The organism is Burkholderia sp. RF7-non_BP4 (assembly GCF_001521935.1).
GTDB lineage: Bacteria > Pseudomonadota > Gammaproteobacteria > Burkholderiales > Burkholderiaceae > Burkholderia > Burkholderia diffusa.
The window spans coordinates 86,521-112,813 of record NZ_LOTA01000089.1 but is presented as its reverse complement, the minus strand read 5'-3'; the positions used below and the strand labels follow the sequence as shown (position 1 = coordinate 112,813).

Annotated in this window: 26 protein-coding genes; 10 read left to right on the top strand and 16 right to left on the bottom strand. The window is 68.4% G+C overall.

Features of this window, described 5'->3' with window-relative positions; translation table 11 throughout:
- Positions 1-18: 18 nt before the first annotated feature.
- From WS49_RS27810 to WS49_RS27800, 3 genes are all read right to left on the bottom strand, one after another.
- Positions 19-687 (bottom strand): MotA/TolQ/ExbB proton channel family protein, encoded by a 669-nt coding sequence (locus WS49_RS27810; protein WP_059535286.1) that lies wholly within the window; start codon positions 685-687, stop codon positions 19-21.
- A gap of 19 nt (positions 688-706) precedes the next feature.
- Positions 707-1,504 (bottom strand): 4-hydroxy-tetrahydrodipicolinate reductase, encoded by a 798-nt coding sequence (gene dapB, locus WS49_RS27805; protein WP_059535284.1) that lies wholly within the window; start codon positions 1,502-1,504, stop codon positions 707-709.
- 65 nt (positions 1,505-1,569) lie between these two features.
- Entirely contained in the window at positions 1,570-2,373 is an 804-nt protein-coding gene (locus tag WS49_RS27800; RefSeq protein WP_059535282.1) for an outer membrane protein assembly factor BamE, read from the bottom strand.
- Between the two features lie 142 nt (positions 2,374-2,515).
- Here WS49_RS27800 and fur point away from each other — a divergent pair, with 142 nt between their 5' ends.
- Positions 2,516-2,944, top strand: coding sequence for a ferric iron uptake transcriptional regulator (fur, locus tag WS49_RS27795; protein WP_006753314.1), 429 nt, complete (start codon positions 2,516-2,518; stop codon positions 2,942-2,944).
- A gap of 186 nt (positions 2,945-3,130) precedes the next feature.
- Here the strand turns inward: fur and WS49_RS27790 are convergent, their stop codons facing one another.
- The 3 genes from WS49_RS27790 to WS49_RS27780 form a co-directional block, all read right to left on the bottom strand.
- Positions 3,131-3,655: an ureidoglycolate lyase gene (locus tag WS49_RS27790; RefSeq protein WP_059535280.1), complete on the bottom strand. Its 525-nt coding sequence runs from the start codon at positions 3,653-3,655 to the stop codon at positions 3,131-3,133.
- 13 nt (positions 3,656-3,668) lie between these two features.
- Positions 3,669-4,676 carry an allantoicase gene (gene alc / locus WS49_RS27785; RefSeq protein ID WP_059535278.1) on the bottom strand — a complete coding sequence of 336 codons (1,008 nt, stop codon included), beginning with the start codon at positions 4,674-4,676 and terminating at the stop codon, positions 3,669-3,671.
- A gap of 101 nt (positions 4,677-4,777) precedes the next feature.
- Entirely contained in the window at positions 4,778-6,097 is a 1,320-nt protein-coding gene (locus WS49_RS27780; RefSeq protein ID WP_059535511.1) for a C4-dicarboxylate transporter DctA, read from the bottom strand.
- 188 nt (positions 6,098-6,285) lie between these two features.
- On the opposite strand from WS49_RS27780, the gene WS49_RS27775 reads away from it, so the two are divergent.
- Positions 6,286-7,008 (top strand): FadR/GntR family transcriptional regulator, encoded by a 723-nt coding sequence (locus WS49_RS27775; protein WP_175911119.1) that lies wholly within the window; start codon positions 6,286-6,288, stop codon positions 7,006-7,008.
- Positions 7,009-7,065: 57 nt separating this feature from the next.
- Here the strand turns inward: WS49_RS27775 and cynR are convergent, their stop codons facing one another.
- Positions 7,066-7,956 (bottom strand): transcriptional regulator CynR, encoded by an 891-nt coding sequence (gene cynR / locus WS49_RS27770; protein ID WP_059535276.1) that lies wholly within the window; start codon positions 7,954-7,956, stop codon positions 7,066-7,068.
- A 314-nt stretch (positions 7,957-8,270) separates the two neighbouring features.
- On the opposite strand from cynR, the gene WS49_RS27765 reads away from it, so the two are divergent.
- A complete protein-coding gene (locus tag WS49_RS27765) occupies positions 8,271-9,470 on the top strand; it encodes an MFS transporter (RefSeq protein ID WP_059535274.1) in 1,200 nt (399 codons plus the stop codon).
- A 92-nt stretch (positions 9,471-9,562) separates the two neighbouring features.
- On the opposite strand, the gene WS49_RS27760 is transcribed toward WS49_RS27765, so the two are convergent.
- Together WS49_RS27760 and WS49_RS27755 are read right to left on the bottom strand one after the other, a co-directional pair.
- Positions 9,563-10,621: an L-idonate 5-dehydrogenase gene (locus tag WS49_RS27760; RefSeq protein ID WP_059535272.1), complete on the bottom strand. Its 1,059-nt coding sequence runs from the start codon at positions 10,619-10,621 to the stop codon at positions 9,563-9,565.
- A gap of 9 nt (positions 10,622-10,630) precedes the next feature.
- Positions 10,631-11,404 carry an SDR family NAD(P)-dependent oxidoreductase gene (locus WS49_RS27755; RefSeq protein ID WP_059535271.1) on the bottom strand — a complete coding sequence of 258 codons (774 nt, stop codon included), beginning with the start codon at positions 11,402-11,404 and terminating at the stop codon, positions 10,631-10,633.
- A gap of 149 nt (positions 11,405-11,553) precedes the next feature.
- Here WS49_RS27755 and WS49_RS27750 point away from each other — a divergent pair, with 149 nt between their 5' ends.
- Positions 11,554-12,444 (top strand): LysR family transcriptional regulator, encoded by an 891-nt coding sequence (locus WS49_RS27750; protein ID WP_059535269.1) that lies wholly within the window; start codon positions 11,554-11,556, stop codon positions 12,442-12,444.
- 77 nt (positions 12,445-12,521) lie between these two features.
- On the opposite strand, the gene gap is transcribed toward WS49_RS27750, so the two are convergent.
- A complete protein-coding gene (gene gap, locus WS49_RS27745) occupies positions 12,522-13,532 on the bottom strand; it encodes a type I glyceraldehyde-3-phosphate dehydrogenase (protein ID WP_006485712.1) in 1,011 nt (336 codons plus the stop codon).
- An 86-nt stretch (positions 13,533-13,618) separates the two neighbouring features.
- Positions 13,619-15,646 (bottom strand): transketolase, encoded by a 2,028-nt coding sequence (tkt, locus tag WS49_RS27740; RefSeq protein WP_059535506.1) that lies wholly within the window; start codon positions 15,644-15,646, stop codon positions 13,619-13,621.
- Between the two features lie 260 nt (positions 15,647-15,906).
- Between tkt and speE the strand changes: the two genes are divergently transcribed.
- The 3 genes from speE (at position 15,907) to WS49_RS27725 (ending at position 18,172) form a co-directional block, all read left to right on the top strand.
- Positions 15,907-16,764, top strand: a complete 858-nt coding sequence (gene speE / locus WS49_RS27735; RefSeq protein ID WP_059535267.1) for a polyamine aminopropyltransferase — start codon at positions 15,907-15,909, stop codon at positions 16,762-16,764.
- 206 nt (positions 16,765-16,970) lie between these two features.
- On the top strand, positions 16,971-17,387 hold the full coding sequence (locus WS49_RS27730) for a VOC family protein (protein WP_059535265.1): 417 nt from the start codon (positions 16,971-16,973) through the stop codon (positions 17,385-17,387).
- Positions 17,388-17,404: 17 nt separating this feature from the next.
- Positions 17,405-18,172 carry a 16S rRNA (uracil(1498)-N(3))-methyltransferase gene (locus WS49_RS27725; RefSeq protein ID WP_059535263.1) on the top strand — a complete coding sequence of 256 codons (768 nt, stop codon included), beginning with the start codon at positions 17,405-17,407 and terminating at the stop codon, positions 18,170-18,172.
- 139 nt (positions 18,173-18,311) lie between these two features.
- Here WS49_RS27725 and WS49_RS27720 read toward each other — a convergent pair whose 3' ends face one another.
- From WS49_RS27720 to WS49_RS27710, 3 genes are all read right to left on the bottom strand, one after another.
- Positions 18,312-18,875, bottom strand: a complete 564-nt coding sequence (locus WS49_RS27720) for a barstar family protein (RefSeq protein WP_059535504.1) — start codon at positions 18,873-18,875, stop codon at positions 18,312-18,314.
- Between the two features lie 16 nt (positions 18,876-18,891).
- Entirely contained in the window at positions 18,892-19,323 is a 432-nt protein-coding gene (locus WS49_RS27715) for a ribonuclease (RefSeq protein WP_014898117.1), read from the bottom strand.
- Between the two features lie 379 nt (positions 19,324-19,702).
- Positions 19,703-22,045, bottom strand: a complete 2,343-nt coding sequence (locus tag WS49_RS27710) for an NADP-dependent malic enzyme (protein ID WP_269467394.1) — start codon at positions 22,043-22,045, stop codon at positions 19,703-19,705.
- A gap of 100 nt (positions 22,046-22,145) precedes the next feature.
- Here WS49_RS27710 and thiL point away from each other — a divergent pair, with 100 nt between their 5' ends.
- The 3 genes from thiL to WS49_RS27695 are packed head-to-tail and all read left to right on the top strand — an operon-like array spanning position 22,146 to position 24,244.
- Positions 22,146-23,180: a thiamine-phosphate kinase gene (gene thiL / locus WS49_RS27705; RefSeq protein WP_156441465.1), complete on the top strand. Its 1,035-nt coding sequence runs from the start codon at positions 22,146-22,148 to the stop codon at positions 23,178-23,180.
- Entirely contained in the window at positions 23,170-23,712 is a 543-nt protein-coding gene (locus WS49_RS27700; protein WP_059535259.1) for a phosphatidylglycerophosphatase A family protein, read from the top strand. The genes thiL and WS49_RS27700 overlap by 11 nt, the downstream gene beginning before the upstream one ends.
- A 31-nt stretch (positions 23,713-23,743) precedes the next feature.
- On the top strand, positions 23,744-24,244 hold the full coding sequence (locus WS49_RS27695) for a CinA family protein (protein ID WP_059535257.1): 501 nt from the start codon (positions 23,744-23,746) through the stop codon (positions 24,242-24,244).
- A gap of 63 nt (positions 24,245-24,307) precedes the next feature.
- On the opposite strand, the gene pyrF is transcribed toward WS49_RS27695, so the two are convergent.
- Both pyrF and WS49_RS27685 read right to left on the bottom strand, forming a co-directional pair.
- Positions 24,308-25,135 carry an orotidine-5'-phosphate decarboxylase gene (pyrF, locus tag WS49_RS27690; RefSeq protein ID WP_059535255.1) on the bottom strand — a complete coding sequence of 276 codons (828 nt, stop codon included), beginning with the start codon at positions 25,133-25,135 and terminating at the stop codon, positions 24,308-24,310.
- A gap of 39 nt (positions 25,136-25,174) precedes the next feature.
- Positions 25,175-26,239 carry an aldose 1-epimerase gene (locus WS49_RS27685; protein ID WP_059535253.1) on the bottom strand — a complete coding sequence of 355 codons (1,065 nt, stop codon included), beginning with the start codon at positions 26,237-26,239 and terminating at the stop codon, positions 25,175-25,177.
- Positions 26,240-26,293 lie beyond the last annotated feature (54 nt).

Genomic DNA, 26,293 nt, shown 5'->3' with positions numbered 1-26,293 from the left:
GTTCCTCCCGGCCGCGCGTCAGGCGCCCTGCGCGCACACGAATACGTGCAGGTCGCGCGCGAAGCCGTCGAGTTCCTCTGCGAGCTGGCGCACGAGCCGCCCGAGGATGTTGTAGGCGAGCACCGCGGGGATCGCGACGACGAGCCCGAACGCGGTCATGATCAGCGCCTCGCCGACCGGCCCCGCGACGTTCTCGATCTGCGCCTGCCCGCTCGCGGCAATGCTGCCGAGCGCATGGTAGATGCCCCAGACGGTGCCGAGCAGCCCGACGAACGGCGCGGTGCTGCCGATCGACGCGAGCAGAACCTGACCGAATTCGAGACGCCGCTGCGAGCGCAGCATCGCGTGACGCAGCGCGCGCAGCACGCGTTCGCTGCGCTCCACACGCGCGGCGAGCGCGGCCGGATCGTGTTCGTCAGCCGCATCGCGCGCGGCTTCGGCGAGCGGTACGAACACGCGCTCGCGGTCGGCATCGGCGAGCGCGGCGATGCCGGCGTCGAGCGACGCCGCGCGCCAGAACGAGGCGAGCGCCCGCGGCCCCTGCCGCTTCGCGCGGACCAGCAGCCAGGCTTTCATGAGGAGGAAGCACCAGCTGGCGACGGACATCGCCAGCAGCACATAGGCGACGGCGTGCGTGATCGCATCGCCGCTTTCGAGGTAGTGGACAACGCCGGTGGGAATCGCCATCGGAGTTTCCCCGTGAGGGTCAGCGCAGGCCGAGCACGTCCTGCATGTCGAACAGGCCCGCGCCGCGCGCCGACAGGAAGCGGACCGCACGCAGCGCGCCCTGCGCGTACGACACGCGGCTCGACGACTTGTGCGTGATCTCGATCCGTTCGCCGATCCCGGCGAACAGCACGGTGTGATCGCCGACGATGTCGCCGCCGCGCACGGCCGCAAAGCCGATCGTCGACGGATCGCGTTCGCCCGTCACGCCGTGGCGGCCGTACACCGCGCATTCGTCGAGCGAGCGCCCGAGCGCGCCGGCAACGGCCTCGCCCATCATCAGCGCGGTGCCCGACGGCGCGTCGACCTTGTGACGATGGTGCGCCTCGATGATTTCGATGTCGTAGCCATGCGAGAAATGCTTCGCCGCGAATTCGAGCAGCTTCAGCGTGACGTTCACGCCGACGCTCATGTTCGCCGCGAACACGATGCCGATCTTGCCTGCCGCGGCCTGCAGCTCCGCCTTCTGCTCGGCGGTGAAGCCGGTCGTGCCGATCACGAGCTTCACGTCGTGGCGCAGCGCGGCCGCGACGTGCGCGATCGTGCCTTCCGGCCGCGTGAAGTCGATCAGGTAGTCGGCCTGCGCGAAGACGGCGTCGAGATCGTCGGTCAGCTTGATCCCGGTTTCCTTGCCGAGGAACGCGCCCGCGTCCTGGCCGAGGAACGGCGAATCGGCGCGGTCGAGCGCGCCGACGAGCTGCGCGTCGGAATCGTTGAGAACGGCTTCGATCAGCATCCGGCCCATACGGCCCGATGCACCGGCAATCGCAATCTTCATGGCTTTCTACACGACAGGTCTAAAGGCGGGCGGCGCATGCCGCCCTGTTTCCGCTCGCCGGCCGCTTACTGCGACTGGGCCGGCGCGGTGAGCGGCTGATTCTGCAGGTTGTCCGAACCCCGCGGGCCGACCGGCGGCGACGCCTCGTTCGACACGTTCGGCTGCGGCGGGCGATGGAACTGGAATTGCGGCTGGATCGCCGGCGCGGCGCCCGGCGGCTGGCCGCCCGGCACCGGCGCGCCACCCGAGGCCTGCGCGGACGGCGTGAAGCGGCGGGCGGTCGTGCCCTGCCCCGACACCTGGTTGGTCGCGCGGTTCGCCGCGCGCGCCGCCTGGGCGTTGGCATCCTGATCGACGACCGCGCCCGAAACCGGCTCGGCGGACGGGCTCGCGGCCGCGGCCGCCTGCGCGGCGCTCGCGGCAGCAGCGGCTTCGGACGCCTTCTTCGCCGCGGCCGCGGCCTTCGCCTTCTTGCCGCCGCGATCGCCGTCGATATCGGCCAGCAGGTCGAGTTCGGAAGGCAGGTTCTCGGCACCCGTCCAGCTCGCGAGGCGGTCGCCCGCGAACGTCAGCACGAGGTCGCGCTGCTGGACGACGGACGTCGAGCCGCGCTTGAAGTAAAAGAGGTAATCCCAGCGGTCGGCATGGAACATGTCCGACAGCAGCGGCGTGCCGAGCAGCGCGCGGACCTGCTCGCGCGTCATTCCGGCCTGCAGCTGCGCGGCCTTCTCCTGCGACACGAAGTTGCCCTGCACGACGGTGATCCGATAGGGCGTGATGCTCTGCGCGATGCGCTGCGTCACGCTGTCGTACGACGAACAACCAGCCAGCGCGGCAACGGCGGCGGCAGCGATGATGGCACTCCGCATGCGACTCCTCTGAAGGTGCGAAAGAGATTCCGGGAACATTTCCGTCACCGTGCAGGCCCGCGTCGCGGGCCGCGCGTGTTTCTGGAACGGCGAAAAGCCGGTAACATTGAAGCCCTGCATTGTACTCTAGGGATGCCTAGCCATGACCAATCCGACGGATCTCAAGAATATCGGGCTAAAGGCCACCCTACCGCGCCTCAAGATTCTCGAGATCTTCCAGCAAAGCCCGGTGCGTCACCTGACGGCCGAAGACGTCTACCGCAACCTGCTCAACGAGCAGCTCGACATCGGGCTCGCCACCGTTTACCGCGTGCTGACGCAGTTCGAGCAGGCCGGCCTGCTCACACGCAGCAACTTCGAATCCGGCAAGGCCGTGTTCGAACTGAACGAAGGCTCGCACCACGATCACCTCGTCTGCCTCGATTGCGGCCGCGTCGAGGAATTCTTCGATGCCGAGATCGAAAGCCGCCAGCAGGCGATCGCGAAGGAACGCGGCTTCCGGCTCCAGGAACACTCGCTCGCGATGTACGGCTCCTGCACGACCGAGAACTGCCCGCACCGCAAGCACTGATCCGCGCGCTTCACGCCTGCGCCACGGCCCGGCCGGCATCTCGCCGTCCGGGCCGTGTCGTTTTCGGGATCGGAATGGAAAAGGCCCGCGCGTTGCGTGCGGGCCGGTTCGGGAATGTTTCCGATCGTGAGCGGCGAGCCGTGCCGCCGCCGTGTGGCGCGCGGTGCTCGACGCCTTCGCCGTGCGTCAGGCCGCGCTCGCGCACGCCGGCGCGAACTCGAGCGCCCACGCGTCGTCGAGCGGAATCTCGTCGCAGTTCGGCTGCGGGCCGCCGCGGTCGACGATCACGAAGTCGCTGACCGCGTCGAGCGCGAGCAGCGGATGGTGCCAGACGCCCTTCGCGTAGTTCACGCCCTGCCAGCCTTCGGCGAGAAACGCGCGCATCGCGTCGGGCCGGAACTCGCCGGCTGGCGCGACGACGATCGCGTAGCGCGACACGGCCGCGAGCGGAATGAACGCCTGGCTGCCGTGCGGATGGCGCTCCATCAGCGTGATCGCGACCGGCAGCGCGCGCGGCTGCGCGCGAAACACGCTGACGAGCGGCCGGCCGCCGTCCGCGCAGACGTCGATCGTCGCGAGATCGTGGAAGCGCTCGGTCGTGCCGCCGTTGATCGGGAAGTGCCGCGCGCCTTCGAGCGCGATCACGTCGCCGAACGGCGCGAACGCCTCGCGGGTCAGGCGCTCGACGCGCAGGATGTGTGGTCCGCTCATGCCGATTCCTCCCTCAAGCCGGCTCGCCCCACAGACGCAGGCGCGACACGCCGCCGTCCGGGAAGATGTTGAAGCGCACGTGCGTGACGGGGCCGAGCGCCGCGAGCTGGTCGAACGTATGCACGTGGTCCATCTGCAGCTTCTGCTCGCCGAGCAGTTCGGCCCAGAACATCGCCTGCGTGACGAGCGAATCGTCGGTGCCGCCCGCGACCCGCGCGGCCTGAAGCGAACAGCGGTCGGGGAAGTTGCCCTTGAAGAACGCCGTGTCGACCTCGACGCGCCGGATGATCCCCGGCCGCGCCAGCGCGACGATCGCCCAGTCGTTGCCGGGCTCGCGGCGGCGCCGCGTTTCCCAGCCGTCGCCCATGTTCGCGCCGCGCCCCGGCATCAGCATCTGCGACGCCGGACCGAAGTGCTGATTGTTCGCGGCCACCAGGTAACCGCCGTTCTCGATCGCCGCGAGATCGACGAGCTCGCCGGCCGGCACGTGGCGCCAGTCGCGCTGCGGCTGGCCGTATACGCGCAGCCGCGCGAGCCCGCCGTCCGGATACAGGTTCACGCGCAGGTGCGTGACCGGCCGCGCATCGTCGACGCTCACGTAGTGGTGCGAATTGCCCTGCAGCGTCGTCGCGGGCACGATCGTGCGCCATTCGGCGTCGTCCGGCGGCGTGTCGCCGTCCACCGCGCATGCCTCGATCGACGCGGCCGGCGGGAAGTTGCCGGTGAAGTGGCTCGTATCGAGATCGACGCCGTGAATCACGCCCGGCCGCGCGAGCCGGACCACGCAGAAGTCGTGGCCGGTGGTGCGCTTGCGGCGCGTTTCCCAGCCGTCCATCCACTTGCCGTGGTCGTCGTACTTGCCGGGAATGAAGACGGCCGGCTCGGGATTCAGCATGCGCTCCTTCGGCGCGAAGAATTCGTCGCTGGCGAAGAGCGCCTGCGCGCCCAGGCGCGGATCGGCGAGGTTCATGTAGCGCCGCGTGAAGGCCGGCGCGTTCGGATCGAGGATGGGGGCTGCCATGTCGTCTCCATTATCTTGATGAGGGCCGGCGCATCGTGGCGCCGGCCGCAGGAAATTCGTTCGCGCGAAGCGGTCGGGGAAGCCGCTTCGCGCGAGGACGCTCAGAGCGCGTGAGCCTGGTCGCCGGCGACCGGTGCGGCGCTGCCCTGCTCGTCGGCCACGTAGCGCAGTTCGCGGTTCAGCACGCGCGTCGCGCGGGCCCGGTCGATGTCGTTCTCCCACACGGCGACGACCACCGTCGCGACGCAGTTGCCGATCAGGTTGGTCAGCGCGCGGGCGATGCCCACGAACCAGTCGACCGGCAGGATCAGCACGAGGCCGAGCACCGGAATCGCGGGAATCGCCGACAGCGTCGCCGCGAGGATCACGATCGCCGACCCCGGAATCCCGTGCGCGCCCTTCGACGTGACGAGCGATACCAGCAGCACGACGATCAGGTCGTGCGTGGACAGCGGCGTGTTGGTGGCCTGCGCGATGAACAGCACGGCGAGCGTCAGGTAGATCGAGAAGCCGTCGAGGTTGAACGAATAGCCGGTCGGGATCACCAGGCCGACCGTCGAATCCTTGATGCCCATGTATTCGAGCTTGCTCATCACCTGCGGCAGCACCGCGTCCGACGACGCCGTGCCGAGCACGATCGACAGCTCCTCGCGCAGGTAGCGGATCAGCTTGAACACCGAGAAGCCCGCGATGCGCATCACAATGCCGAGCACGACCGTGACGAACACGATGCAGCTCAGGTAGAACACGGCGACGAGGTAGCCGAGCTGCTTGAGCGACGCGACGCCGTACTTGCCGGTCGTGAACGCGATCGCGCCGAGCACGCCGAGCGGCGCGAGCTTGATGATGAAGCCGATGATGCGGAAGAACACGTGCGACAGTTCCTCGATCAGGCTGTTCACGCGCTGCGCCTTGTCGCCGAGCAGCGACAGCGCGGAGCCGAACAGCACCGCGAACACGAGGATCTGCAGGATGTCGCCCTTCGCGAACGCGTCGATCGCCGTCTCGGGGATGATCTTCATCAGGTAGCCGGCCGTGTCCTTCAGGCTTTCGGCGTTCTTCGCGTACGACGAGAGCGAGGCCGCGTCGAGCGAGCGCAGGTCGATGTTCATCCCGACGCCCGGGCGCGTCAGCCACGCGAGGACGAGCCCGATGCCGAGCGCGATCGTCGTCATCACCTCGAAGTAGACGACCGCCTTCAGGCCGACCCGGCCGACCTTCTTCAGGTCGCCCGCATTGGCCATCCCGCTGACCACGACGCAGAACACGATCGGGCCGATGACCATCTTGATGAGCTTCAGGAAGCCGTCGCCGAGCGGTCGCAGCGATTCGGCGAAATGCGGGAAGAACGCGCCGAGCGCGACCCCCAGGATTAATGCGACGACTACCCGGCCAAACAGCGAATTGAGGAATTTCGACACGGCGCTCTCCCGATCCAACGGTTGCAGTTTCGTCTGTTCATACTGGTAAGACCAGTGATGTTATGGTGGATAGTAGGAAGCCGATATAGTCGCGTCAAGGACGAACAAAATAGGGATTTCCCGCGCATGGAGGGGCGGATCGTGGCTTTCCCGTAGGCCGGTCATGCATCGCGCGCGGGCGGATTACAATGCCGGTCAGACCGGCCATCGTCCACATCATGAAAAACGTTCCGCACACCGTGACCGACGCCGCCATCGCGACGATCCGCGACCGGATCGAGGCAGGCGTGTATCCGGTCGGCAGCCTGCTGCCGGCCCAGCGCCAGCTCTCCGAGGAGCTGGAAATCAGCCGCGCGTCGCTGCGTGAGGCGCTCTCCACGCTCGAGGCGCTCGGGATGCTGCGCATCCGCGCCGGCAAGGGCGTGTATGTCGAAAGCGCCCAGGCGACGGCCGCCCATCCGTGGCAGTTCGCCGAGCAATCGTCGCCGCCCGACACGTACCAGATGCGCTATGCGCTCGAAGGGTTCGCCGCGCGGATGGCCGCGCACGTCGTCACCGACGACGACATCGCGTGGTTCGAGGACAACCTTGCCGACCTGCACGTCGCGCTGACCGAAAGCGCACTCGACGAAGCGTCGCGGCTCGACTTCGACTTCCACATGCGGATCATCCATCTCGCGGGCAACGCGGCGATCGAGTCGGTGCTGCGCAGCAGCGCCGACATCATGAAGGAAAGCCAGCGCATGCCGTTCTACCGGCGCGAGCTGCTGCTGTCGACGTGGCACGAGCACCGCGCGATCGTCGACGCGTTGATCGCCCGCGATGCGGCCGCGGCCGGCACGGCGATCGAGACGCACATCGCGAACGCCGCGCAACGCGCGGGCATCTTCTTCCCGACGCCGGGCGCCTGACGCCGCCGTCGGCCGGCGGTCCCGGCCGCCGCGGCAGCCATTCGCCGGTCGTACCGGTCATCCCCCCGCAGGATCGCGATACGCGAGCGCACGCGCGATGAACGCGCGCGCCGCGACGCTGCGGTACGCGCCCTTGCGCGTGAGCAGCGCCGCCGTGCGCGACGGCAGCGGCGGATCGAGCGCCAGCGCACACAGGTCGCCGCTCTCGCGCGCGACCGCGTCCGGCAGCACCGTCGCGAGCCGCCCGCGGCGCACGAGCTCCAGCACCGCGCTGACCGTGTTCGTCTCGATCGCGATCGTCGGCCGCGCGCCCTGTTCGATGAAATACCGGTCGATGCTTTCCCGCGTCGCGAACGCGCGGCTCAGCAGCACCAGCGGCTCGCCGACGAGCTCGGCCGGGCTCAGCGCGCGCCGGCGGCGGGCAAGGCGATGCGTGCGGCCCGTCACGAGCGCGAGCGGTTCGTCCCACAGCGGCAGCGCGTCGATGTCCGGCGCGCGCGGCGGCACGAACGCGAAACCCGCATCGAGCCGGTCGTCGGCGAGCAGCGCCTCGATGCGCTCCTGCGGCATCGCGTCGATCGTCAGCGCGACGTTCGGGAAATCTGCATGGAACGCGTCGATCAGCGAGCCGCTCAGGTAGGCCGCGAAGGTCGGCATCATCGCGAGCCGCAGCGAACCGCTGCCGAGATCGGCGACGTCGTGCAGCGCGCGCTGCCCCGCATCGAGCTCGTGCAGCGCCGCGCGCGCGTGACGCGCGTAGACCTCGCCGAATTCGGTGAGCTGCACCGCGCGGCCCGATCGGTCGAACAGCTGCACGCCGAGCATGTCCTCGAGCTGGCGGACCTGCTGCGACAGCGTCGGCTGCGACACGTGCAGAACATCGGCCGCGCGCGTGAAGCTGCGCTGCTCGGCGACGGCCAGGAAATAGCGGATGTGGCGGAGTAGCATCGTGGGCGATGTATTGGTAACGCCAATGGATACCATAAGAATCCAGTCTTGGACGCTATGGTTCGATTTCCGCATCATACGCACATCCGCTCCCGCCCACGGCGCCTGGCCGCCGCACCGGAGCGGCCCACCCGGGCCCGCCCTCCCTTCGCCCGCCGCACGACGCGCCGCCGCCAACCTCATCCGGACGCCGGCCACGCTCCGCCCGGCGCGCATCGGCGCATCGCCGAGCCGTTGAAGCCGGCCCCGACTTCCGCAACCCCGCGTTGCCGACGGCCCATGCCGCCGGCCGGCGCCGCTGTTTTTTCGCGACCATGGAACCGCATCACGACAACCATCCTCCCCTGACCCGCGCGATGACGCTGCTGTTCGCCTGCGCGTGCGGCATCGTCATCGGCAACATCTATTACGCGCAGCCGCTGCTCGCGGCGATCGCCCACAGCTTCGGCCGCCCGCCCGCCGAACTCGGCTATCTCGTCACGCTGACCCAGCTCGGCTATGCGGCGAGCCTGCTGCTGATCGTCCCGCTCGGCGACGCGGTCAATCGCCATACGCTGATCGTGCGACTGCTCGCGCTCAACGTGATCGCGCTGGTCGCCGTCGCGTTCAGCACGAACTTCACGATGTTCGTCGTCGCGAACGTCGCGCTCGGCTTCGTCACGTGCTCGACGCAGCTGCTCGTGCCGTTCGCCGCCTCGCTCGCCGATGCGCGCACGCGCGGCCGCGCGGTCGGCACCGTGATGAGCGGACTGCTGCTCGGCATCCTGCTCGCGCGCGTCGCGGCCGGCGCGATCGCCGACGGGTTCGGCTGGCGCGCGGTGTACGGAATCGCCGCGGCGATGATCCTCGCGCTGACCGGCGTGCTCGCCGCGAAGCTGCCGAAGGATCGCCGCCACGCACGGCTCGACTACGCGGCGCTGATGAAGTCGCTCGTCGCACTGGTGCGCGCGCAGCCGCTGATCGCGCTGCGCTCGACCTACGGCGCGCTCGTGTTCGCATGCTTCAGCCTGCTGTGGACCGGCCTCACGTTCCTGTTGAGCCAGCCGCCGTACAGCTATTCCGAAGGGCAGATCGGCCTGTTCGGGATCGTCGGCGCGGTGGGCGCGCTCGCGGCGACGTCGGCCGGCCGCCTCGTCGATCGCGGCCACGGCAACGCGGCGACCGGCCTGTTCGCGGCGGCCGTGCTCGCCTCGTTCGCACTGATCGCGGCCGGCGCGCATTCGCTCGTCGCGCTGATCGCGGGCATCCTGCTGCTCGACGTGGGCGTGCAGGGCATGCACATCTCGAACCAGAGCGTGATCTATGCGCTCGCCGGCCACGCGCGCAGCCGCGTGACGACGATCTACCTGACGAGCTACTTCATCGGCGGCGCATTCGGGTCGTTCGCGGCGAGCGTCGCGTACGGCGTCGACGGCTGGCGTGGCGTGTGCATCGCGGGCGCGGCGCTCTCCGGCGTGCTGATCGCCCTGTGGCTCGCGTCGCAGCGCGTCGGCGCGCGGCAAGTCACGCAATAGCCCGCTTTCGCCCCGGCCAATGAAAAAGGCACGCTCCGCAAATCGCGGGCGTGCCTTTTCCGCATGCGCGCCGTCGCGCCATCAGCAGACGATCATGCCCCCTCGTGCGCGAAATCGATCAGCACCTTCATCGCACGCTGCCGGTCACCGGCCAGCTCGAACGCGCGATTCGCGTCGCGCATCGGGAACACGCCCGTCACGGCCGGGCTCAGGTCGACGCGCCGCGCATTGATCAACTGCACCGCGAGCGCGAATTCCGCATGGAAGCGGAACGAACCGCAGATCGACAGCTCCTTGGCGACCACGACGTTCTGCGGCAGGCTGACGTCGCCGCCGAGCCCGAGCTGCACGACGACGCCGCGCGGCCGCATCACGTCGAGGCCGTCGCGCAATGCGCGCGCATTGCCCGAACACTCGATCATCACGTCGAACGTCCCCTTGTCGGCGCCGTAGCGCGCGACCCAGCCGGTGTCCGTCGACGCGTTGATCGCGTGATCCGCGCCGAGCGCGCGGGCAACCTCGAGCGGCGCATCGACCACGTCGGTCGCGACGATCTCCGCCGCGCCGTGCACGCGCGCCGCCGCGACCGCCAGCACGCCGATGGGCCCGCACCCCGACACGAGCACGCGGCGGCCGATCAGCGGGCCGGCGCGCGACACCGCATGCAGCCCGACCGCGAACGGCTCGGCGAGCGCCGCGAGCGACAGCGGCACATGGTCCGCCACCTTCACGCACTGCGCGGCATCGCACACGAGCGCGTTGCGAAATGCGCCCTGCACGTGCGGCATGCGCATCGCGCTGCCGTAGAAGCGCATGTCGAGACACTGGTTCGGGAGCCCTTCCAGGCAGTAGCGGCACGCGCCGCACGGGCGGCTCGGATTCACCGCGACGCGATCGCCGACCTTCACCGACGTCACGTCCGGCGCGACCGCCGCCACCGTGCCGGCCACTTCATGGCCGAGCACCATCGGCTGCTGCAGCCGGATCGCGCCGAAGCCGCCATGCCGGAAATAATGGAGATCGGAGCCGCAGATGCCGCCCATCGCGACATCGACGCGCACCTGGCCCGGGCCGATCTCGCCCGCGTCCTGCTCTTCGAGCCGCAGGTCGTTCGGCCCGTGGATCACGAGACACATGCAACGCATACGCATGACGTTCTCCTATACCGCGCTGATCAGGCCGCCGTCGACGAACAGCGTCTGGCCGTTCACGAAATCCGATGCGGCCGATGCGAGGAAGATCGCCGCGCCGCACAGCTCGTCGACGCGCCCCCAGCGGCCGGCTGGCGTGCGCTTGCACAGCCAGTCGGAGAACGCCGCGTCGTCGACCAGCGCGCGGTTCAGCTCCGTCTCGAAATAGCCTGGCGCGAGGGCGTTCGCCTGGATGCCATGCCGCGCCCAGTCGGCACACATCCCTTTCGTCAGCATCCGCACCGCGCCCTTGGTCGCCGCATACGGCGCGATCGTCGGCCGCGCAAGCTCGCTCTGCACCGAGCAGATGTTGATGATCTTGCCGCGGCCGCGCGCGATCATGTGGCGCGCCACCGCCTGCGCGACGTTGAACACGCCGTCGAGATTCACGCGCATCAGCGCATGCCAGTCGTCCGGATCGAATGCATCGAGCGGCGCACGGCGCTGGATGCCCGCGTTGTTCACGAGGATGTCGATCGCGCCGACGCGCGCCTCGACATCGTCGATTGCCGCACGCACCTGCGCGTGCTCGGCGACGTCGAACACCGCGTGATCGGCCGCGAAACCTTCGTCGCGGAAATGGCGCGCGAGCGTCGCGGCCTTCTCCTCATTGCGATCGTTGATCACGATCGCCGCACCGGCCTCCGCGAGCCCGCGGGCGAGCGTCAGCCCGATCCCGCGTCCGGAACCCGTGATCAGTGCGCGGCGGCCGTCCAGGCGGAACCGGTCAAGCGCGTTGCTCATGCATGTCTCCTCGTGCCATCGAGCCGCCCGCCGGTCGCGGCCGGTCTCGCGATGAGCGTATCTTCGGCGCTCGGCCGGGGTCACGCCAATGGTCTTTTTTGATCCGGTTATCATGAAATCCGATCACCGTCTGCTGCCGCCCGCCCACCATGGAACTCAAGCAATTGCGCGCCTTCGTCACGCTCGCGGAAGAGCTGCATTTCGGGCGCGCCGCGCAGCGCCTGTTCATCGTGCAATCCGCGGTGAGCATGCAGATCAAGGCGCTCGAGGAAGATCTGGGCGCACGCCTGTTCGAGCGCGACCGCCACAAGGTCGAACTCAGCGATACCGGGCGCGTGTTCCTGCCCGAGGCGCGGGCGACGCTGCAGCAGGCCGCGCGTGCGGAGCAGATGGCGCGGCTGTCGAGCCGCGGCGAGATCGGCACGCTGCGCATCGCGTTCGTGTCGTCGGTGCTGCCGGCGCTGCTGCCGGCCGTGCTGCGCACGATGCGCGAGCGCTATCCGCTGATCGCGCTCGAGCTGAAGGATCTGCCGACACCCGACCAGATTGCCGCGCTGCGCGACCGGCGCATCGATTTCGGAATGATCCGGCTGCCGGCCGCGTATGCGGGCATCGACACGCGCGTGGTGCTCGAGGAGGGCTTCGTCGTCGCGCTGCCGATCGACCATCCGCTCGCCGCGCACGAGACGATCGCGCCGGCCGCGTTGCGCGGCCAGCCCGCGTTCGTGCTCGCGCGCCGCTACGCGCCCGGCTTTCACGACGACATGCTGCTCGCGCTGAGCCGCGCGGGCACGACGCTCGAGATCGCGCAGGAATTCGGCGAATTCACGACGATGCTCGCGCTCGTCGCGGCCGGGATGGGGATCGGGCTGATCCCGGCGGAAGCCGCGAGCGCGCTGCCGCCGAACGTGCTCGCGCGGCCGCTCGACCTGGCCGGGCACCGGACCGGCATCGGCCTCGCGTGGACCGACCTCGACAGCCCGTTGAAGCGTGCGTTCGTCGACGCGCTCGAACACGTGACGGCGAACGCCGGGCAATAAAAAAGCCCGGCCGGAAAAACCGGGCCGGGCTCGTTCGTCACGCAGACCGCCTTGCGGCGGCCGCGCGACGTGCGGGATTACTTCGCGTTCGCGAATGCGACTGCCGTATCCAGCATGCGGTTCGAGAAACCCCACTCGTTGTCGTACCAGCTCGACACCTTGACGAGGCGGCCCGACACCTTGGTCAGCGTCGCGTCGAACGTCGACGAAGCCGGGTTGTGGTTGAAGTCGATCGACACCAGCGGTGCGTCGTTGTAGCCGAGGATGCCCTTCAGCGCGCCTTCCGATGCTTCCTTCATGATCGCGTTGACTTCCTCGACCGTCGTGTCGCGCTTCGCGATGAACGACAGGTCGACGATCGACACGTTGATCGTCGGGACGCGGATCGCGTAACCGTCGAGCTTGCCGTTCAGTTCCGGCAGCACGAGGCCGACGGCCGATGCAGCACCCGTCTTCGTCGGGATCTGGCTGTGGGTGGCCGAACGCGCGCGGCGCAGGTCTTCGTGATAGACGTCCGTCAGCACCTGGTCGTTCGTGTACGCGTGGATCGTCGTCATCAGGCCGGTTTCGAGGCCGATCTTGTCGTTCAGCGGCTTGACGAGCGGCGCGAGGCAGTTCGTCGTGCACGATGCGTTCGAGATGACGGTGTGCTCGGCCTTCAGCACGTCGTGGTTCACGCCGTAGACGATCGTCGCGTCGACGTCCTTGCCGCCCGGCGCCGAGATGATCACCTTCTTCGCGCCGCCCTTCAGGTGCGCGCTCGCCTTTTCCTTCGTCGTGAAGAAGCCCGTGCATTCCATCACGACGTCGACGCCCAGCTCGCCCCACGGCAGTTCCGCCGGGTTGCGGTTGGCCAGCACGCGGATCTTGTCGCCGTTCACGACGAGGTAGTCGCCGTCGACCGACACTTCGCCCGGGAACTTGCCGTGCGCGGTGTCGTACTGGGTCAGGTGCGCGTTGGTCTTCGCATCGCCCAGATCGTTGATCGCGACGATCTCGAGATCGTGCTTCTTGCCGTTTTCATAAAACGCGCGCAGCGTATTGCGGCCGATACGGCCGTAGCCGTTGATTGCGACGCGAATCGTCATGGTCTATCTCCTGATGGCTGAAAAAATTCGTTTCGTGCAGCTTCACGGTGCGACGCGCGCGGGGGTGGCGCGCGTCGCGAATGCTTTTAGGCCAGCACGGCCTTCGCGGTCTCGACGACGTGCTCGACAGTGAAGCCGAAGTACTTGAACAGCACGCCGGCCGGGGCCGATTCGCCGAACGTGTCGATCCCGACGACGCCGCCTTCGAGGCCGACGTACTTGTGCCAGAACGCGGTCACGCCCGCTTCGATCGCGACGCGGCGCACGCCGTGCGGCAGCACGCGTTCACGGTATTCGGCGTCCTGGCGGTCGAACACGTTGGTCGACGGCATCGACACGACGCGGGCCGCGATGCCCTGCTGCGCGAGCGGCTCGACGGCCTTCATCGCGAGTTCGACTTCCGAGCCCGTCGCGATCAGGATGATCTTGCGCGCGACGATCTCTTCGTCCCAGTCCTTCAGCACGTAGCCGCCCTTCTCGATGTTCGCGATCTGCGCGTCGGTGCGCGGGTTGAACGCGAGGTTCTGGCGGCTGAAGATCAGGCTCGACGGACGGTCTGCGGCAACCGCGTGGGTCCATGCGACGGCCGTCTCGACCGTGTCGGCCGGACGCCATACGTCGTGGTTCGGGATCAGGCGCAGGCTCGACACGTGCTCGATCGACTGGTGCGTCGGGCCGTCTTCGCCGAGGCCGATCGAATCGTGCGTGAACACGAAGATCGACGGGACCTTCATCAGCGACGCGACGCGCAGCGCGTTGCGGCTGTAGTCGGAGAACGTCAGGAAGGTGCCGCCGAACGGCTTGTGGCCACCGTGCAGCGCGAGGCCGTTGATCGCGGCGCTCATGCCGAATTCGCGCACGCCGTAGTTGATGTGGTTGCCGAGCAGCACGCCCGCGCCTTCCGGGTTCGCGCGGACCGCCTTCGATGCCTTCCAGTTGGTCAGGTTCGAGCCGGTCAGGTCGGCCGAGCCGCCGAGCAGTTCCGGCAGTGCGGCAGCCAGCCCTTCGATCGCCTGCTGCGATGCCTTGCGGGTCGCGACCGTCTCGGCGCGCTCGTTCGCGCCGGCGATGATCGCCGCGGCCTTCTCGGCCCAGTCGGCCGGCAGCTTGTTGGCCATCCGGCGCTCGAATTCAGCGGCTTCTGCCGGGAACTTCGCGCGATATTGCGCGAACGATGCGTCCCACTCGGATTCGGCACGCTTGCCGGCTTCCTTCGCGTCCCATGCCGCATAGACTTCCTGCGGGATCACGAACGGTTCCCACTTCCAGCCGAGCGCTGCGCGCGTCTTCGCGATTTCTTCCGCGCCGAGCGCCGCGCCGTGCACGTCGTGGCCGCCGGCCTTGGTCGCCGCGCCCTTGCCGATCACCGTCTTGCAGCAGATCAGCGTCGGCTTGTCCGACAGCTTCGCCTTCGCGATCGCCGCGTCGACCGCGTCGACGTCATGGCCGTTCACGTTCGGAATCACGTTCCAGCCGTAGGCTTCGAAGCGCTTCGGGGTGTCGTCGTGGAACCAGTTGACGACGTCGCCGTCGATCGAGATGCCGTTGTCGTCGTACAGCGCGATCAGCTTGTTCAGCTTCAGCGTGCCCGCGAGCGAGCAGGCTTCGTGCGAGATGCCTTCCATCAGGCAGCCGTCGCCGAGGAACACGTACGTGTGGTGATCGACGATCTTCGCGCCGTCGCGGTTGAACTCGTCGGCCATCAACGCTTCGCCGAGCGCCATGCCGACCGCGTTCGCCAGACCCTGGCCGAGCGGGCCGGTGGTCGTCTCGACGCCCGGCGTGATGCCGTATTCCGGGTGGCCCGGCGTCTTCGAGTGCAGCTGGCGGAAGTTCTTCAGCTCTTCCATCGGCAGGTCGTAGCCGGTCAGGTGCAGCAGCGAGTACAGCAGCATCGAGCCATGGCCGTTCGACAGCACGAAGCGGTCGCGGTCTGCCCAGTGCGGGTTCGTCGGGTTGTGCTTCAGGTGGCGCGACCAGAGCGCAACGCCGATTTCGGCCATGCCCATCGGCATGCCGGGGTGGCCGGAGTTCGCTTGCTGGACGGCGTCCATCGCGAGCGCACGGATCGCGTTGGCCATCAGGGTGGTGGAGGCGGGAGACGAAGTCGTCATGTCGAGTCCGGAGAACGAGTCGAGGAAACGGGGGCACGGCGGATCCGGAAGCTCGAGCGTCAATCGTTCCCGGCGCGCGGTGCGGCGCCTGACGGACGCGAAGCGGACGGAGCCTACGGACGGGGCTGCAAAGCTCGACATTTTAACAGATGGGCTGACATTTCCCTTGTCGGCGCACGGTGTTCCGGCACGCTTTTCCGCGGAACCGCACGCCTCCTATAATTCAGGCGTCGGAACTGCCCGCCCCGAGCGGCCCGCCCGTGAACACGACCCTTCTCTTCCATCCCACGCCCGACGCCGCGTACGGCTTCCCGAACGCACGCCGGCTCGCGCACGTCGCGTCGCCGCACCAGCACATCGAAGTCTGGGAAACCCCGCAGCTCGGGCGCCTGTTCACGCTGGACGGACGGCCGATGACGTCGGTCGGCGACGAATACGTGTACCACGAGTGCATGACGCACCCGGCCGCGCTCACGCATCCGTGCCCGCGCAAGGCGCTCGTGCTCGGCGGCGGCGACGGCGGCGCGGCGCGCCAGCTGCTCAAGCACGCGTGCATCGAGCGGATCGTCGTCGCCGAACTCGACGATGAAGTGGTCGGCATGGCGCGCCGCTATCTCGACGACGTGCACCAGGGCGCGCTCGACGACCCGCGCGTCGAGGTCGTGATCGGCGACGCCGCGCATTTCGTCACGTCGACCGTCGAGCATTTCGATCTCGTCGTGTTCGACCTCACGCCGCCCGATTCGCCGGCGGCCGGCCTCTATACGCGCGAGTTCTACGCGCGACTCAAGCGGATCCTCACGCCGTGCGGCGCGATCTCGCTGCATCTCGGCTCGCCGGTGTTCCACGCGGCGCGCATCGCCGCGCTGCTCGCCGACCTGCGCGCGAGCTTCGCGTTCGTCGATCCGTTGTCCGCGCACGTGCCGCTGTACGGATCCCAATGGCTGATGGCGATCGCGAGCGACACGCTCGATGCCGCCGCGCTGTTCGCGCACGACATCGACGAGCGTCTCTCCGCGCGCCGCGTGCAGGGCTTGCGCTACTACGATGCGCGGCTCCATGCGGCCCTCTTTGCCCTGCCGCGCGCGCTGCGCGATACACTGGGCGTTCGTCGCTGAGCGTCCCGGGCGGACGCATCGTTCTTCGGGTTGGCCGCGCGTTCTCCCGCGCCCGACCCGCGACGCCCACGCCCGGAACGATGCACGCGGCCCGCCGGCATGTCCGCGGGACCGCACCGGGCACCCGCGCGCCAATATCCGTTGGACTGCCAAGCATGGGACCGGAGCAACCGCTCAAGCGCCAACACCGTTCGACAGGAGATTTCATGACCGATCCACGTCCGGCCAACGTGCCTTGGTTGACGCCTTACCTGGCCGTGCGCAATGCGCATGCGGCCATCGAGTTCTTCCAGGCCGCATTCGGCTTCGAGTTGCGCGACGTCCTCGACGAGGACGGCGCGATCATGCACGTCGAGATGACCTACCGCGGGCAACTGATCGTGATGTTCGCGCCCGAAGGTGCATTCGGCTCCACCGCGCTCACGCCGAAGAGTGCGGGCGCAACCGCCCCGCAATCGTTCTATTTGTATGTCGACGACGTCGACGCGACCTGGCAGCGCGCGCTCGACGCGGGCGCAAAATCGCTGACCGCGCCGCAAGACCAGTTCTGGGGCGACCGCTTCGCGCAGATCGAGGATCTCGACGGCTACCGCTGGGCGCTCGCGCGCCGTCTGAGCGCATGAACGGAGCTGCGATACGCATGAGTGAAGCCACCACCACCGCGGCCGTGCCGCGCTTTTTCATCGAGGCGGCGCTGCGCACCGACGCGACGCTCGCGTTGCCGGCCGACGTCGCGCGTCACGCGCAAGTGCTGCGGCTGCAGCCCGGCGACGCGCTGGCGCTGTTCGACGGCAGCGGCGGCCAGTACCGCGCGCGGCTCGTCGAGATCGACAAGCGCAGCGCGCTCGCGCAGATCGAGGCGTTCGACCCGGCCGAGGCCGAGCCGCCTTATCGCGTGACGCTCGCGCAAGGCATCGCCGGCGGCGACAAGATGGATTGGGTGATCGAGAAGGCCGTCGAGCTCGGCGTCGCGGCGGTCGTGCCGCTGTCGACCGCGCGCGGCGTCGTGAAGCTGTCCGGCGAGCGCGCGGACAAGCGCGTCGCGCACTGGCGCGGCGTCGTGCGCGCGTCGTGCGAACAATGCGGGCGCAACCGCGTGCCCGACGTCGCGCCGGTACGCGGCTTCGGCGCCTGGCTCGATGGGCTGCCGGCCGCGCCGGCCGACGGCGAGCTGCGGCTGCTGCTGTCGCCGCGCGCGAGCATCCCGTTCGCGTCGCTGCCCGACGCGCCGCCTACGGCGACCGTCACGCTGCTGATCGGCCCCGAAGGCGGGCTGTCGCCGGACGAGGAAAACGCGGCACGCGCACGCGGGTTCACCGCGTTGTCGCTCGGCCCGCGCGTGCTGCGCACCGAGACGGCCGGCGCGGCTGTGCTCGCGGCGCTGGCCGCGCGCTGGGGCGGCTGGTGACGAACCCGACGCGTCGCGACACGCGGCGCGCGGGCTCTCGGGGTCGCCGCGCGAATGCGTCGCGCGGACGCAAAAAAGCCCGCGCGAGGCGGGCCTTTTGCCGGATCGGCCGCGTTCGGGCGGCCGACGGGTTCGCGCTTTACGCGAACGAATAGAACACGCGGAACGCGACCTTGCGCTCGGCCCAGAATTCGGCGGCTTCGCGGAACACGTCGAGCAGCGTTTCGCGCCCTTCCTTGTCGAATTTCTGCGCGATCGGCAGCCCTTCGAGGACGATCACGAAACCAGGCTGCGCGCCGGCCTTCGCGACCAGGTCGGTCAGGCAGTCGTACAGCGCATCGTAGTTCTTCCCGAAATGTTTCGGAAACAGGAACGACGTCGCGATCGTCTCCATCACTTCCTGCTTCGACTGCGCGGCGCCGCAATGCGCGTACAGGAAATGCTGGCCGAGCCGGTTGGCTTCGTCGGCGAGATCCTGCACGCGGAACGCGCGGATCGACTGCACGAGATTGGGTCGCACGGTCGTGAAAAGGCTCATAGGCTCCTCGTTCGATGAAAGCCCGGGCTCGGCTTCCTGTTGCTCCGGCGAGCCGCCGGCCTGTGCCGCCGCGTGGAGTTGCATCACGCGCTGAAACAGATTGCCGTCGCCGGCCGCGAACAGTTCCGCCGCCGCCGTATCGTGCGCGTAGATGGAGTCGCTCATTCCGTTCATCCCGAAGTCATTCAACAATACGTTTAAAACTGTTGTAGTGGTCGTCTGTGTAATAACAGTTGTCGATCCGGCGCAATGGCCCGCCGCAGACGATCCGGCGCGCGCCGCGATTGCGTGCGCGCGGCGTCGGCACCGTGTACTCGTGGTAGTAGCCGCGCTTCGCCTTCGGCAGGATCCGCTCGCGGTTGCCGAAGACGACGCCGTCTTTCTCGTACGGATAGGGGCCACCGGCGCCGATCAGGCCAAGCGTGGTCACGGCCTCGCGCGGCAGACGGGCGGTCGGGATCGTATCGACCCCGCCGACGGCCAAGTCGGCCGACGCGGCCTGCCGTGCGTAAGCGGCGGAAACCAGACTGCCCGTCGGTGTACCGACGATACCCATCGCGAACATCGCGAAGACGGACGCGAGCGCGCCGTTGCGGAGCCACTTGCGTGCCATGAACCAGGGTTCCCGCTGTTAAATCAAGTAGTTGACGACCAACCAAAGGCGTTAGCGTAGCGCTATTGTCCGCGCGAATCAATGTTCGTTTGGGAATCGAAAGGCTGGCCCCGCCCGGAATCGCGCATTTTTTACCGAAATAAGACTACATTTATCTTACATGAGATAGAATATTGGCGGCATCTCTCGTATGGCAAGACTTTGCCTCCTTGCCACGCTCGCTACCTGGAGTGGAGAGATGTTGCTGCTGCTTATGGGAAGCGCGTTTGCGCCCTGCCCGACGGCGTGCCCATTGCGGGCACGCCTCTTTTTGCTTTTGTTTACAATTTCGCCCGCCGCGCGGCACCGGTTCGACCGTTGCCGCGCGATTCTTTCCGGCTCAGCGGGCGGCGTTCACGTCGGCGACCAGCAGCGCCGCCATGTTGACGATGCGGCGAACGGTCGCCGATTCGGTCAGCACGTGCACCGGCTGGGCCGCGCCGAGCAGGATCGGCCCGATCGCGATGTTGTTGCCGGCGGCCGTCTTCAGCAGGTTGTACGCGATGTTCGCGGCATCGATGTTCGGCAGGATCAGCAGGTTCGCGTCGCCTTCCAGCGTCGATTCCGGCAGGATTTCCTTGCGCAGCGCCGCGTCGAGCGCGACATCGCCATGCATTTCGCCGTCGACCTTCAACTCCGGCGCACGTTCCTGCAGGATCGCGAGCGTATCGCGCATCTTCTGCGCCGAAGGCGCGTTGCTCGTGCCGAAATTCGAGTGCGACAGCAACGCGACCTTCGGCTCGATACCGAACCGGCGCACCTCTTCCGCGGCCATGATCGTGATCTCGGCAAGTTGCTCCGGGGTCGGATCGACGTTCACATGCGTGTCGACCAGGAAGATCTGGCGGCCCGGCAGCACGAGGCCGTTCATCGCCGCATACACGCTGCAGCCCGGGCGCTTGCCGATCACCTGGTCGATGAAGTGCAGGTGGCGGTGGGTGGTGCTGATCGTGCCGCAGATCATCCCGTCCGCTTCGCCCTTCTTCACCAGCATCGAGCCGATCAGCGTCGTGCGGCGGCGCATCTCCACACGGGCCAGCTGCTCGCTGATGCCCTTGCGCGCCATCATCTTGTAGTACGTTTGCCAGAAATCGCGGTAGCGCTCGTCGTGCTCGGTGTTGACGACCGTGAAGTCGGTGCCCGGCGTGAGACGCAGGCCGTAGCGCTGGATACGGTGTTCGATCACCGACGGACGGCCGATCAGGATCGGCTTGGCGAGCTTCTCGTCGACGATGATCTGAACGGCGCGCAGCACGCGCTCTTCCTCGCCCTCCGCGAACACGACGCGCTTCTTCTCCGCCGGCGCGCTGCGCGCGAGCTGGAAGATCGGCTTCATCGTCGTGCCGCTGTGGTACACGAACTGCTGGAGGTGAACGCGGTACGCCTCCATGTCCTCGATCGGGCGCGTCGCGACGCCGCCGTCCATCGCGGCCTGTGCGACGGCCGGCGCGATCTTGACGATCAGGCGCGGATCGAACGGCTTCGGAATCAGGTATTCGGGCCCGAACGACAGGTCCTGGATCCCGTATGCGGTCGCGACGATGTCGCTTTGCTCGTGCTGCGCCAGCTCGGCGATCGCGTTGACGGCCGCAATCTCCATTTCACGCGTGATCGTCGTCGCACCGACGTCGAGCGCGCCGCGGAAGATGAACGGGAAGCACAGGACGTTGTTGACCTGGTTCGGATAGTCGGTGCGGCCGGTCGCGAGAATCGCGTCGGGGCGCACTTCGAGCGCCGCTTCCGGCAGGATTTCCGGCGTCGGGTTCGCGAGCGCGAGGATCAGCGGGCGCTCGGCCATGCCCTTCACCATCTCCGGCTTCAGCACGCCGGCGGCCGACAGGCCGAGGAAGATGTCCGCGCCGTCGATCACCTCGGCCAGCGTGCGGGCTTCGGTTTCGCGGGCGAAACGCTCCTTGTCCGGATCCATCAGCTCGGTGCGGCCCTTGTAGACCACGCCGGCCAGGTCGGTCACCGTGATGTTCTCGAGCGGCAGGCCGATGTCGACCAGCAGGTCCAGGCACGCGAGCGCGGCCGCCCCCGCGCCGGACGCGACGAGCTTCACCTTCTTGATGTCCTTGCCGACGACCTTCAGGCCGTTCGTGACGGCCGCGGCCACGACGATCGCGGTGCCGTGCTGGTCGTCGTGGAACACCGGAATCTTCATCCGCTTGCGCGCTTCGCGCTCGACGATGAAGCAGTCCGGCGCCTTGATGTCTTCCAGGTTGATCCCGCCGAAGGTCGGCTCCAGGGCGGCGATCACGTCGACCAGCTTGTGCGGGTCCGACTCGTTCAACTCGATGTCGAACACGTCGATGCCGGCAAACTTCTTGAACAGTACGGCCTTGCCTTCCATCACCGGCTTCGACGCGAGCGGGCCGATGTTGCCGAGCCCGAGCACCGCCGTGCCGTTCGTGACGACGCCGACCAGGTTGCTGCGCGCCGTGAAGCGCGCGGCGTTCAGCGGGTTCTCGACGATCTCCTCGCACGCGTACGCGACGCCCGGCGAATACGCGAGCGCGAGGTCGCGCTGGTTGATCATCTGCTTGGTCGGGGCGATCGCGATTTTCCCCGGGGTCGGGAATTCGTGATAGTCGAGAGCGGCTTCGCGGAGCTTGGCTTTGGAGGAGGCTTGGGTCGACATGTGTCTCTTGACGTGCGGATTAGAATAACTGTTCGACGGCATTGTAGCGCCAATCGAAGGCCGCCAGACCGGCGATTCGGGTGCAACAGCCGCGACAAAAATGTACTGAACGGTGCAGGAACGGCGCCATTCGCTGCGTACAATGCCGTTCCCTTCACCGCTTCCGGGTTCGTCCGCCGTGCCAGCCGCCTTGTCCGAGTTTTCGCTGATCGATCGCTTCTTCGCGCGCCGCGCGGCCCGGGGGGCGCGTGCGTCGACGCTCGGCATCGGCGACGATTGCGCGCTGATCGCGCCTCGATCCGGCAAATTGCTGGCCATTTCGACGGACATGCTGGTCGAAGGCCGCCATTTCTTCCCCGATGTCGCGCCCGACGCGCTCGGACACAAGACGCTCGCGGTCAACCTGTCGGATCTCGCGGCGATGGGCGCTGAGCCGCGCGCGTTCACGCTCGCGTGCGCGCTGCCGCGCGCCGACGCGGCGTGGCTCGAGGCGTTCAGCAATGGGCTGTTCGCGCTCGCCGAGCGGTTCGGCTGCGAACTGATCGGCGGCGACACGACGAGCGGGCCGCTGAACCTGTGCGTGACCGTGTTCGGCGAAGTCTCGCCGGACGCGGCGCTGCGGCGCGACGCCGCGCGCGACGGCGACGACGTCTGGGTGTCCGGCACGCTCGGCGACGCCCGCGCGGGGCTCGGGCTCGCGCGCGGCGAATGGACCGCCGGCGCGGACGAAGCCGCCGCGTTCCGGCAGGCGCTCGAGCGTCCCGAGCCGCGTATCGCGCTCGGGCTTGCGCTCGCCGGCGTCGCGCATGCGGCGCTGGACATCTCGGACGGCCTCGCCGGCGACCTGCAGCACATCCTGACCCGCTCGAACGTGCGCGCCGAGATCGACGCGGACGCGGTGCCGCGCTCGGCCGCGCTCGCGACGCTGCCGCCCGACGTGCAGCGACGCTGCACGCTCGCCGGCGGCGACGATTACGAACTGTGCTTCACCGCGCCGGCCGCGGCCCGCGCGGCGATCGAGGCAGCGGGCGCGAGCGCCGGCGTTCGGGTGACGCGAGTCGGTACAATACACGCGTTGTCCTCGCCGTCGGAGCAGCCCGCGATCGCGTGGCGCGACGCCGCCGGCGCCCCCCTGACTCTCACGTTGCACGGTTTCGACCACTTCCATGCAGACTGACCCGACCGCGCAATCCGCGGCCGCGCCCGGCGCCGCCCGACACGTGCCGCAGCGCGCCACCGCGCGCTTCATGCTGTCGCACCCGGCGCACATCGTGTCGCTCGGCTTCGGCAGCGGGCTCGCGCCGTTCATGCCCGGCACGTTCGGCTCGCTGTTCGGCTGGCTCACGTTCGTGGTGTTCAACCGCTACCTGACGGTGCCCGAATGGTGGGCGCTGATCGCGGTCGGTTTCGCGGCGGGCACGTGGATCACCGGTTTCACCGCGCGGAAGATGGGCACGTCCGATCCGGGCGCCGTCGTCTGGGACGAGATCGTCGCGATCTGGCTCGTGATGCTGTTCGTCACGCCCGCGACCTTCATCGGCCAGTTGTGGGCGTTCGTCGTGTTCCGCTTCTTCGACATGCTCAAGCCGCCGCCGATCCGCTATTTCGACCGTCGCGTGAAAGGCGGGCTCGGCATCATGGTCGACGACCTGATCGCCGCGTTCATGACGCTGCTCGTGATCGCGTTCTGGCGCTCCGTCGTCGGCTGACCGATTTCCCGACTCCCGTTTCCCGACGCGCATGCCAACCGATTCCGTCGTCCATCAGCTTGCGATCCGCGCAGGCAACAAGCTGCGTGACGAGCACCTGTCGCTCGCCACCGCCGAATCCTGCACGGGCGGCATGATCGCCGCCGCGATCACCGACATCTCCGGCAGCAGCCAGTGGTTCGAGCGCGGCTTCGTCACCTACTCGAACCAGTCGAAGATCGACATGATCGGCGTGCCGCCCGACCTGATCGAGAAACACGGCGCCGTCAGCGAGCCGGTCGCGCGCGCGATGGCCGAAGGCGCGCTGCGCAACAGCCGCGCGCAGGTCGCGCTGTCCGTCACCGGCATCGCCGGCCCGGCGGGCGGCAGCGAGAAGAAGCCAGTCGGCACCGTGTCGTTCGCGTGGAGCAACCGGCTGCATACCGACGTCGAGACCCTCGTATTCAAGGGCGACCGCGAGCAGATCCGCACGCAGGCGGCCACGCATGCGCTGCGCGGACTGCTGAAGCTGCTCGACGAACGCGAACGCTGATTCGCCGACGCAGCGGCAGGGGCGGCCTCCGCCCGTGCAGACAGCCCGTGTTTCGGCGATATTTCAGCGATACGCGTTGATCGTATCGCGCGTCTTCTGCGCGGCGAGCGCGGCGGCTTCGGCGAAATCCTCGCCCTTGCTCGCGTAAAGGATCGCGCGCGACGAGTTGATCATCATCCCGGTGCCGTCGGCGGTGCGGCCCGCGTTGACGGTCGCCTGCACGTCGCCGCCCTGCGCGCCGATGCCGGGGATCAGGAGCGGCATGTCGCCGACGATCCCGCGTACGATCTCGATTTCCTTCGGGAACGTCGCGCCGACCACCAGGCCGAGCTGGCCGTTCTTCGCATTCCACTTGTTCGCCGCGAGGTCGGCCACGACCTGGTACAGCGGCCGGCCGTTGGTGTCGAGGAACTGCAGGTCCGACCCGCCCGGGTTCGACGTGCGGCACAGCACGATCACGCCCTTGCCTTCATGCTCGAAGTACGGCTCCACCGAGTCGTAGCCCATGTACGGGTTCACGGTGACCGCGTCCGCGCGATAGCGCTCGAACGCCTCGCGCGCGTACTGCTCGGCCGTGCTGCCGATGTCGCCGCGCTTCGCGTCGAGGATCACGGGCAGGCCCGGATGCTGGAGGTGGATGTGCGCGATCAGGCGCTCGAGCTGATCTTCCGCGCGATGCGCGGCGAAGTACGCGATCTGCGGCTTGAACGCGCTCGCATACTGCGCGGTCGCGTCGACGATCTGCCGGCAGAATTCGAAGATCGCGTCGGGCTGGCCGTCGAACTGCACGGGAAAGCGCGACGGCTCGGGATCGAGGCCGACGCACAGCAGCGAATTCGTGCGCTGCCACGCGGCGCGCAGCGATTCGATGAAAGTAAGCGGGGAAGACATGGCGGATACTCGCGGCAAACCGTTGGTAGACCGCGTATTTTACCCGCGTCGCCGGCGTCCTTCGCGCGCGGCGGCGTCGATGCGCGCATCGGACCGTTCGACGGTGAACGCGAAACGCCGCGTGAGCCGCTCGCCCGGCGCGAGCAGCGTCATCCCGTGCGCGGCCGCGCCGCCCGGCAGGTTCACCGCATTGATCGGATGATCGACCGGCTCGAAGCAGAAGAAATGTTCGCCGGGCGGCGTATAGAGCACATACGAATCGGCGTCGGCCGCGATCGTCAGCAACAGCCCGCGGCGCGGCCAGCTTACCGTCGCGTGGCCGCCCCAGCCGGTGAACGCATGATTGACGAGCGTCGCCGGCAACGGATACGCGACGCCGAACTGCCAGGCCGGCGGCACGCTCACGTGCCGCACCGGCAGAAAATCCGTGCCCGACAGCCACAGGCCGCCCGCGGCCGCGGCCAGCTCGGTCGCGTCGTCGCGCACGAGGAACGGATGCAGGCCGAGCCCGAACGGCAGCCGTGCACGCCCCGCGTTTTCGATCGTCAGCGCGATCGACAGCGTCGTGTCGTCGAGCGCGAACGACTGGATCGCGCGAAACGCGTACGGCGCGCCGCTCGCGCGATCGAGCGACAGCTGCAGCGTCGTGTCGGTCGCGTCGTCCACCTGCCACGGCGCGAGCCAGCCGTCGCCGTGAATCGGCAGCGGCTCGTCGCGGCGGTTGCGCGGCACCGCGACGCTGCGTCCGTCGCATTCGAAGCGGCCGTTGCCGATCCGGTTCGAGTACGGCAGCAGCGGATAACACGCGAGCGCGTTCGGATCCGTCGCCGTTTCCGGGTGCTCGCACCGCCGGAACACCGGCACCAGCGCGCCGTGGTCGCCGCGCCAGTCGAAGCGCGCGATGCCGCCGCCCAGGTGCGGCAGCACGTCGAGCCGCAGCGACGCGTTCGACAGCGTGACGGCCGCCGCATGCGCGGCGCCGACGCCCTGCGCGAACGCGGCGGTCTGCGGGCCGGCGCTGACCGGCTGCGCGGCGGCAGCCAGGCGCGCGCGGCGCGACTGGCTCGTGGACGACGACGATGCGCGCGAGGACGTGGCGGTCATGGTGAGCTCCTTTCCTTCGTCGATGAAGCGATACGGGTCGTCGCGCGGTGCCGC